The organism is uncultured Maritalea sp. (assembly GCF_937139385.1).
In the GTDB taxonomy this organism is placed as follows: domain Bacteria; phylum Pseudomonadota; class Alphaproteobacteria; order Rhizobiales; family Devosiaceae; genus Maritalea; species Maritalea porphyrae_A.
The window spans coordinates 1-8,305 of the sequence record NZ_CAKZPW010000113.1; the positions used below are offsets into that span (position 1 = coordinate 1).

Here is an 8,305-nt window from a genome sequence, read left to right on the forward strand (position 1 = left end):
AAAGAAGGACAGGGTCCCTATGACCAATGTGACGCAGAACCGGCCTTTGTCGCCGCACCTGACTATCTACAAGCAAATACCCACCATGGTGATGTCAATCATGCACCGGTTTACCGGTATGGCACTCTATGCAGGCACGCTACTGGTGGCCTGGTCGCTGGTTGCGGCTGCCTCCGGCGAAGCGACGTTTGACTGGGTCAACGGCATTTTCGGCTCGATCCTCGGACGGCTGGTGCTGTTTGGCTACACCTGGGCGCTGATGCATCACATGCTTGGTGGCTTGCGTCACTTTGTTTGGGACATGGGCAAAGGCTATGGTCCGGAACGTTACACATATGGTTGGCTCACGCTGGCTGGTGGCGTTGTGTTGACCGCCCTGTTGTGGCTGTTCGTTTTAATCTAGTTCCTTGGGAGGCTGATGATGAGTTATCGTACCCCTTATTCGCGGGTCACAGGCCTTGGTTCTGCCAAGGAAGGCACCGGACATTTTTGGACCCAGCGCATGACCGCTGTGGCAAATGTGCCGTTGATGCTGTTTTTGGTTTGGTTGGTTGTTTCGCTGATCGGCGCGGACCGCGCACAGATGCTTGAGACATTTTCTAACCCGGTTATTACGGCTTTTACTATTTTGACGGTGGTGAGCGCATCAATCCATATGCGTTTGGGTTTGCAGGTGGTCATTGAAGACTATGTGCAAGCTGAAGGCAGCAAACTGGTTTTGATTTTGCTGAATACATTCTTTTCCTATGGCGTCGCTGCGGTTGCAGTTGTTTCGCTTCTTAAACTGAGTTTTGGGGGCTAAGACCTGATGGCACGCAAGGGTTCTTACGAAATTATCGATCACGCATTTGACGTGGTTGTTGTTGGCGCTGGTGGCGCTGGGTTGCGCGCAACGCTTGGTATGGCTGAGCAGGGTTTGCGCACCGCTTGTATCTCTAAAGTATTCCCAACCCGCTCGCACACGGTTGCGGCGCAGGGTGGCATTGCAGCTTCTTTGTCCAATATGGGGCCAGATAGTTGGCAGTGGCATATGTATGACACCGTCAAGGGTTCCGATTGGCTTGGGGACAATGATGCGATGGAATATCTCGCGCGGGAAGCCCCCGCAGCGGTTTATGAGCTTGAGCATTATGGCGTGCCATTCTCGCGGACAGAAGAGGGTAAGATCTACCAACGTCCGTTTGGTGGGCACATGCAAAACTTTGGCGAAGGCCCACCGGTGCAGCGCACGTGTGCTGCGGCTGACCGGACAGGCCACGCGATTTTGCATACGCTTTACGGCCAGTCTTTGCGCAATAATGCTGAGTTTTTCATCGAGTATTTCGCAACTGATTTGTTGATGAGCGAAGATGGCGAATGTATTGGCGTAATTGCTTGGAAATTGGACGATGGCACCATCCACCGTTTCCGCGCCAAACAAACAGTTTTGGCAACGGGCGGTTATGGCCGTGCTTACTTTTCTGCAACCTCTGCGCATACCTGCACAGGTGATGGTGGCGGCATGGTGGCCCGCGCGGGACTGCCTTTGCAGGATATGGAATTCGTTCAGTTCCACCCAACCGGCATTTATGGCGCTGGCGTGTTGATTACTGAAGGCGCGCGCGGCGAGGGTGGTTATGTCACCAACTCCGAAGGCGAGCGCTTTATGGAGCGTTATGCACCAAACGCGAAAGACTTGGCGTCACGTGATGTGGTTTCACGTTGCATGACCATGGAAATTCGTGAAGGTCGTGGCGTTGGTCCCAACAAAGACCATATCTATTTGCACCTTGATCACCTTGATCCAGCGGTATTGGCTGAGCGTTTGCCGGGCATTACTGAAAGCGCAAAAGTTTTCGCTGGCGTTGATCTGACCAAAGAGCCAATTCCGGTTATTCCAACGGTTCACTACAATATGGGCGGTATTCCGACCAATTATTGGGGCGAAGTGTTAAACCCAACCGCTGAGAACGAAGACGCGATTGTGCCCGGCCTTATGGCTGTGGGCGAAGCGGGTTGTGCATCAGTTCATGGGGCAAACCGTTTAGGTTCAAACTCACTGATCGATCTGGTGGTGTTTGGCCGTGCAGCGGCGATTAAAGCGGGCAAGGTGGTTGATCCAGAAACACCAGTGCCTGACGTTAATCCAGCCAGCGAAGAAAAAGCATTGGATCGCTTGGATCGCTTGCGCTACGCGGATGGTAAAACACCAACTGCTGCGCTGCGCGACAAGATGCAACGCACCATGCAAGAAGACGCAGCTGTTTTCCGGACTGAGGAGACTTTGCAGTCTGGCGTGAAACGCATGACTGGCATTTTCAAAGAAATGGGCGACGTGAAAGTTCACGACCATTCCATGATTTGGAACACGGATTTGGTGGAGACCCTAGAGCTTGAAAACTTGATGGCAAACGCTTTGACCACTGTGGTGTCAGCTGAAGCCCGTCAAGAAAGTCGCGGCGCCCATGCACGTGAAGACTATCCGGACCGGAACGACAAAACATGGCGCAAGCACACCATTTCTCGCCTTGATGAAAATGGCAATGTGGCATTGAGCTATCGCGGTGTTCATGTTGATCCGCTGACCGAAGATGTTGACTTGAAAAAGATCGCGCCTAAAGCGCGGGTCTATTAAGGGAATGGGTTAGGCAAAGGCGGTCAACGTGGTTGCGCAACAAGGATATTCCGGCACACCATTGCCCAAGAAATTGGGCCTAAGAGATGGACAGCGGGTATTGTTCTTGAACTTGCCTGATACGCAGATCGCCTTGCAAGACGCCTGCCAATTCCAAGAACTGACCCTAAGCGATTGGGATGGGTTGGTGGCCTTGAAAATGGGATATGATGTTATTCATGGTTTCACCATGTCCCACGTCGAAATGAAAGTTAATCTGGAGCGTTTGCAAAGCCTTATTGCCCCAGACGGTATGATTTGGATTTCTTGGCCCAAAAAGGCCTCGAAAATTAAGACAGATATCACCGAGGATGTGGTACGCGCTGAGGCGCTTTCACTTGATTTGGTGGATGTAAAAGTTTGTGCGGTTGATGCGATTTGGTCAGGGTTGAAACTGGTCATACGCAAAGAAAGGCGGCACTTGCATGGATAAGATTGGGAGCTCCCTCTGATGGTACAACTGACACTGCCGAAAAACTCGCAGCCGACCAAAGGCAAGACGTGGCCAAAGCCATCTGCTGCGAATGTGCGCGAGTTCCATATCTATCGATTTGACCCTGATAGTGGCGACAATCCACGGATCGACACGTTCTTTGTTGATTTGGATGATTGCGGCCCGATGGTTTTGGATGCGCTTTTGTATATCAAAGACAAAATCGATCCGACCCTAACGTTGCGTCGCTCTTGTCGTGAAGGGATTTGTGGATCGTGCGCGATGAATGTCGGCGGCATGAACACACTGGCCTGTACCAAAGGTATGGACGAGTTTGACGGCCCAATTGCTGTTTATCCGCTGCCTCATATGCCTGTGGTCAAGGATTTGGTGCCAGATCTAACCAATTTCTACGCTCAGCACCGCTCAATTGAGCCATGGCTCAAAACCAAGTCGCCTGAACCGCAGGCAGAGTGGTTGCAAGCCCGGGAAGATCGCGAAAAGCTTGATGGGCTTTACGAGTGCATTCTTTGTGCATGTTGTTCAACATCATGCCCAAGCTATTGGTGGAATGGCGACCGCTATTTAGGCCCAGCTGTTTTGTTGCAAGCCTATCGCTGGTTGATTGATAGCCGGGATGAAGCAACAGGCGAGCGTTTGGACGATTTGGAAGATCCTTTCCGTCTATATCGTTGCCACACTATTATGAACTGCACCAATACTTGCCCTAAGGGTTTGAACCCAGCCAAGGCGATTGGTGAGATCAAAAAGATGATGGTTGAGCGTCGGGTTTAGTCTGAGTGGATCATCGATACAATTCGAAAAAGTCGCCCCCAAAGGGTGACTTTTTCTGTTTTAAAGGTTGAATTATGAGAAATATCGCATGGATCTTAATTCTGTTTTGCTCGTTCAGCGCAGCACACGCAGATGATGCATTGCGCCAGAAATTGGCAGCGCAGGTTGTTGAGCAAACAACAACGGGGGCAATGGTTGATCAAATGGTGGACGCGATTTGGCCAACTTTGAAAGCCAGTATCGTTGATAGAAGCAAGAATCCGAGCGAAGATGATCTTGCCGAAATGAAAATGGAATATGCAAAACTGGTTGAGGAAATGATAGGATCAGTTATTGGCGACGTGACTGAATTTTATGCCGAAAACTATACCGAGCAAGAATTGGAGGACTTGATCACATTCTATCAGTCTGAATTGGGTCAGAAAACGCTGACAAACGCGCCAAAGCTAATGAGCGAGATTATGCCAAACATGATGCAAAAATTGCAGCAGGAATTGCCGCATACAATGCAAAAGTTCTATGCGTTGGCAGAGGAAAAGGGATTGGTTGAGGGCTAAAGTCTATGGGGATCAAAACAATCATTAAAGTTGAGGATGTGGCGCACGCGCGCGTCCTCATTCCTGCTCTTAAAGGGCATGGGTTTCACCCGATTGAAGGCACCGATATTGGTGTGTCTGGCATGGGTGGAATGGCGGGTCCCAATGGCATCTCTATTCAGGTTCCAGAGGATGAAGCCGAGGATGCGCAATTGTTGGCAGAGGCATTGATGGCCGATATTGTCGCTAAGTAGGGCTTTATTTTTCCAAAAGCATCAATTAAGCAGCCCCGATGGGCTGATGCCCCATGTTCGCCACATTCGTTCGGCCACTAGGGCTTTCAAGCGCATGGGTGCAATTGAAGGGCTTTTAAGGATTTCCCGTTATGGTGCAAACCTTAGAATCTCGACAAAGGAGATCTGGAATGAAAATTGTTGTTAAGCAACTGGCGATCGGCGCAAGTTTTGGCGCTTTGTTGGTCTTATCTGCTTGTACCTCAACCTCATCTCCTTTTGGGTCGCGGGTTGCGACATCCAATTTACCCCCAGAACAATTGACTCCCGTGGACAATGGGTCGGTTAATCAGTCGTCTTTGCCCCCGGTGGGCAGTGAAGCAAACACACAAACAAGCACAAATGGGGATCCAACGTTCACTGATGGGCGTATCGATGGGGATGCTGAAAACCTATTTGGCGATGCTGATCCTTCTTTTGTTTCGCTGGATGATTTGGACACAAACACCAATGTTGCGGGCCGTGACCTCACTGGGCCGCTGACGACTTTGAAGTTACTTGGTGTGTGGACCGTGCAAAGCGGGGAAGAGACTTGTCGTTTAAACCTTACCCAATCTGCAAAAGGCTCAACTGGTCGCTATCGGGCTTCGTCTCCGGGGTGCACAGTACCAGCCATTGCGGCTGTGAGCTCATGGCAGTTGGCAGGCAATCAGGTGCAATTGTTTAATGAAGCCGGTCAGCTGATTGGGGCATTGCTACAAAATGGCGATCGATTTGTGGGCACCATGGTGGGTGGCCAAGGCATTTCGATGGTTGGCTAATGGATAGCTCTGCTGACATTGTACATCTTTGCAGTGATGTTGGCAGCGTCGGCGCGACCTATCAGGCTTTGATTGGCGACGGTGTTTTGCAACCGGATCATCAGCAAGCAAAATGCGTTGCGGCGCTTGACGACGTACGCAAACAAATAGATGCCCCCAAACAATCAACATCCCTATTTGCCAAATTCTCCAAAAGATCAAAGCGCGACGGTGTGATCAAAGGGCTCTATGTTTGGGGCGACGTGGGGCGCGGCAAAACCTTATTAATGGATATGTTTTTTGACGCGGTGCAAGAACCGCGCAAACAACGGGTTCATTTTCACGAGTTTATGGATGAAGTGCACAACCGTATTGCGGCCTTTCGCAAAAGCGGAGACGCGGATAAGTCGGGTGACCCCATTCCATATGTTGTAGCGCCCATTATTGCGGATGTGAAATTGCTGTGTTTTGACGAGTTCCACGTCAACGACATTACCGACGCGATGTTGCTCAAGCGCTTGTTCGAAAAACTGTTCGAAGCGGGCATTGTGGTGGTGGCGACCTCGAATGTGGTGCCTGACCAACTCTATAAAAATGGTCTTAATCGACAGCTGTTTTTGCCGTTTATTGATTTGTTGCTTGAACATGCAGATGTGCTCAAGCTTGCTTCGGATACCGATTATCGGCGACAAAAATTGGAAACCCAACCGGTCTATTTCTTTGGCCCTGAAAATGAAACCCGTCCTGGGCTAGATCAAGCTTGGCGCACGCTAACGGGTGGGGTGGAAGCGGATCCGCAGCATGTTGATTTGATGGGGCGCGATTTTGTGGTTGAGCGGCACTTTATGGGCGCAGCGCGATTCGGCTTTAAAGAGTTATGCGAAGCCCCGCTCGGGGCACGTGATTATTTGCGGCTCTCGCATCATTTTCATACTTTTGTCATTGAAGGCATCCCGCGCTTTGAGCGTGCTCGGTCCGATGCGGCTAAACGGTTCATTTTGCTGATCGATACGCTCTATGATCGAGGCGATAAGCTTGTGGCCTCTTTTGAGATGGAATTGGACGGGTTAAGCCTAGATGATAAAACGGCTTTTGAGTTCCAACGTACGATTTCTCGGCTCATTGAAATGCAGTCAAAAGACTATTTGGCAGCGCCGCGCAAGGACGCCGCGGAATAGACGCATTTGGCGCAAACCGCCCAACACCCCCCAATAGTATGAATTGTTAGACGAACGGGTCACTTGCACACCACCAACTATGGGGGTAAGGAAGGTCAGGAAAAACTCAACCTTACCTATAGGGAAACTTCACAAATGGCTCGCAAAAAAATTGCGCTGATCGGTGCAGGTCAAATCGGTGGCACGCTCGCACACTTGGCGGCATCTAAGGAACTTGGTGACGTGGTTTTGTTCGACATCGTTGATGGCGTACCACAGGGCAAAGCGCTCGACCTTGCTCAAACATCAGCCGTTGATGGTTTTGACAGCAATCTTAAAGGCACTTCAGAGTATAAAGATATTGCTGGCGCCGACGTTGTGGTTGTAACCGCTGGTGTGCCCCGTAAGCCGGGCATGAGCCGCGATGACCTGCTTGAAATCAATCTAAAAGTCATGGAGCAAGTTGGCGCAGGTATCGCCAAATATGCACCGGACGCCTTTGTGATCTGTATCACCAACCCGCTTGATGCGATGGTTTGGGCGTTGCAGCGTTTTTCTGGTTTGCCAGCAAACAAGGTTGTTGGCATGGCGGGTGTTTTGGACAGCTCTCGCTTCCAGCACTTTATTGCTGACGAGTTCAATGTTTCAATTAAAGACGTAACAGCGTTTGTGATGGGTGGCCACGGCGACACTATGGTGCCGTTGACACGTTACTCAAATGTTGCTGGTGTGCCGTTGACTGATTTGGTCAAAATGGGCTGGATCACGAAAGAGCGTTTGGAAGAAATCGTTCAGCGCACACGCGATGGCGGTGCTGAGATTGTGGGCTTGTTGAAAACTGGATCTGCTTTTTACGCACCTGCCGCATCTGCGATTGCAATGGCTGAAAGCTATTTGAACGATCAAAAGCGTGTGCTTCCTTGCGCAGCCTATTTGAAAGGCGAGTTCGGCGTTAAGGGAATGTATGTGGGTGTTCCTGTAGTACTTGGCGCCGATGGTGTTGAACGGGTTGTAGAAGTTTCGTTGAACAAGTCAGAGCAAACCATGTTCGACAAGTCTGTCGGCGCGGTGGAAGGCTTGGTTGAAGCTTGTAAGAAGATTGCGCCTAAACTGGCGTAATTGGACGCATCATAGAACAAAATCGCTAACCAGAGCGGAGCGACGCGATGAATATTCATGAATATCAGGCCAAAAAACTATTGGCCTCCTTTGGTGCGCCAATTGCAAAGGGCATTCCGATCTTTTCAAGTGAAGAAGCCAAAGCGGCAGCTGAAGAACTTGGTGGCCCATTGTGGGTGGTCAAGAGCCAAATCCATGCAGGTGGACGCGGTAAAGGCAAATTCAAAGAGCTACCAGAAGACGCCAAAGGCGGCGTTCGTTTGGCGTTCTCAATGGATGAAATGCAAGCCCATGTTGACGAAATGCTCGGCAACACATTGGTGACCAAGCAAACTGGTCCTGCCGGCAAGCAAGTCAACCAGCTTTATATCGAAGATGGTGCTGACATTGAGCGCGAGCTTTATCTCTCTTTGCTTGTTGACCGTACGACTGGCCGTGTGGCTTTTGTGGTTTCAACCGAAGGTGGCATGGACATTGAAGCGGTTGCGGAAGCGACCCCTGAAAAGATCCACACATTGCCAATTGATCCAGATGCAGGCGTTACTGCAGAAGATGCTGCAAACATTTGTGCGTCATTGG

The 8,305-nt window shown here is 50.5% G+C and carries 11 protein-coding genes; all 11 read left to right on the forward strand.

Annotated features, from left to right (window positions below):
- Positions 1 to 19 precede the first annotated feature (19 nt).
- Positions 20 to 403: a succinate dehydrogenase, cytochrome b556 subunit gene (sdhC, locus tag Q0231_RS04640; RefSeq protein ID WP_299345693.1), complete on the forward strand. Its 384-nt coding sequence runs from the start codon at positions 20 to 22 to the stop codon at positions 401 to 403.
- Positions 404 to 418: 15 nt separating this feature from the next.
- Positions 419 to 802 carry a succinate dehydrogenase, hydrophobic membrane anchor protein gene (gene sdhD / locus Q0231_RS04645; protein ID WP_269393573.1) on the forward strand — a complete coding sequence of 128 codons (384 nt, stop codon included), beginning with the start codon at positions 419 to 421 and terminating at the stop codon, positions 800 to 802.
- A gap of 6 nt (positions 803 to 808) precedes the next feature.
- Positions 809 to 2,614, forward strand: a complete 1,806-nt coding sequence (gene sdhA, locus Q0231_RS04650) for a succinate dehydrogenase flavoprotein subunit (RefSeq protein WP_299345678.1) — start codon at positions 809 to 811, stop codon at positions 2,612 to 2,614.
- Between the two features lie 28 nt (positions 2,615 to 2,642).
- Entirely contained in the window at positions 2,643 to 3,086 is a 444-nt protein-coding gene (locus Q0231_RS04655) for a DUF3052 domain-containing protein (protein WP_299345681.1), read from the forward strand.
- Positions 3,087 to 3,104: 18 nt separating this feature from the next.
- Complete coding sequence (locus Q0231_RS04660) at positions 3,105 to 3,881, forward strand: succinate dehydrogenase iron-sulfur subunit (RefSeq protein WP_299345684.1); 777 nt, start codon at positions 3,105 to 3,107, stop codon at positions 3,879 to 3,881.
- Positions 3,882 to 3,955: 74 nt separating this feature from the next.
- Positions 3,956 to 4,438, forward strand: coding sequence for a DUF2059 domain-containing protein (locus Q0231_RS04665; RefSeq protein WP_269393577.1), 483 nt, complete (start codon positions 3,956 to 3,958; stop codon positions 4,436 to 4,438).
- A gap of 5 nt (positions 4,439 to 4,443) precedes the next feature.
- Complete coding sequence (locus tag Q0231_RS04670) at positions 4,444 to 4,671, forward strand: hypothetical protein (protein ID WP_269393578.1); 228 nt, start codon at positions 4,444 to 4,446, stop codon at positions 4,669 to 4,671.
- A gap of 170 nt (positions 4,672 to 4,841) precedes the next feature.
- Positions 4,842 to 5,471, forward strand: coding sequence for an AprI/Inh family metalloprotease inhibitor (locus Q0231_RS04675; protein ID WP_269393579.1), 630 nt, complete (start codon positions 4,842 to 4,844; stop codon positions 5,469 to 5,471).
- Complete coding sequence (zapE, locus tag Q0231_RS04680; RefSeq protein ID WP_299345689.1) at positions 5,471 to 6,628, forward strand: cell division protein ZapE; 1,158 nt, start codon at positions 5,471 to 5,473, stop codon at positions 6,626 to 6,628. Before Q0231_RS04675 ends, zapE begins: the two co-directional genes overlap by 1 nt.
- Before the next feature lie 135 nt (positions 6,629 to 6,763).
- Positions 6,764 to 7,726 (forward strand): malate dehydrogenase, encoded by a 963-nt coding sequence (gene mdh / locus Q0231_RS04685; protein ID WP_269393581.1) that lies wholly within the window; start codon positions 6,764 to 6,766, stop codon positions 7,724 to 7,726.
- A gap of 47 nt (positions 7,727 to 7,773) precedes the next feature.
- Positions 7,774 to 8,305, forward strand: a 532-nt coding sequence (locus Q0231_RS04690; RefSeq protein ID WP_367274472.1) for an ATP-grasp domain-containing protein, incomplete at its 3' end; no start/stop codon positions are given.

Excerpts from the sequence above, each read along its gene's own strand:
- Q0231_RS04675 (WP_269393579.1), top strand. The coding sequence starts at position 4,842 with ATGAAAATTGTTGTTAAGCAACTGGCGATCGGCGCAAGTTTTGGCGCT.
- Q0231_RS04670 (WP_269393578.1), top strand. The coding sequence starts at position 4,444 with ATGGGGATCAAAACAATCATTAAAGTTGAGGATGTGGCGCACGCGCGC.
- sdhD (WP_269393573.1), top strand. The coding sequence starts at position 419 with ATGATGAGTTATCGTACCCCTTATTCGCGGGTCACAGGCCTTGGTTCT.
- sdhC (WP_299345693.1), top strand. The coding sequence starts at position 20 with ATGACCAATGTGACGCAGAACCGGCCTTTGTCGCCGCACCTGACTATC.
- Q0231_RS04660 (WP_299345684.1), top strand. The coding sequence starts at position 3,105 with ATGGTACAACTGACACTGCCGAAAAACTCGCAGCCGACCAAAGGCAAG.
- Q0231_RS04665 (WP_269393577.1), top strand. The coding sequence starts at position 3,956 with ATGAGAAATATCGCATGGATCTTAATTCTGTTTTGCTCGTTCAGCGCA.
- zapE (WP_299345689.1), top strand. The coding sequence starts at position 5,471 with ATGGATAGCTCTGCTGACATTGTACATCTTTGCAGTGATGTTGGCAGC.
- mdh (WP_269393581.1), top strand. The coding sequence starts at position 6,764 with ATGGCTCGCAAAAAAATTGCGCTGATCGGTGCAGGTCAAATCGGTGGC.
- sdhA (WP_299345678.1), top strand. The coding sequence starts at position 809 with ATGGCACGCAAGGGTTCTTACGAAATTATCGATCACGCATTTGACGTG.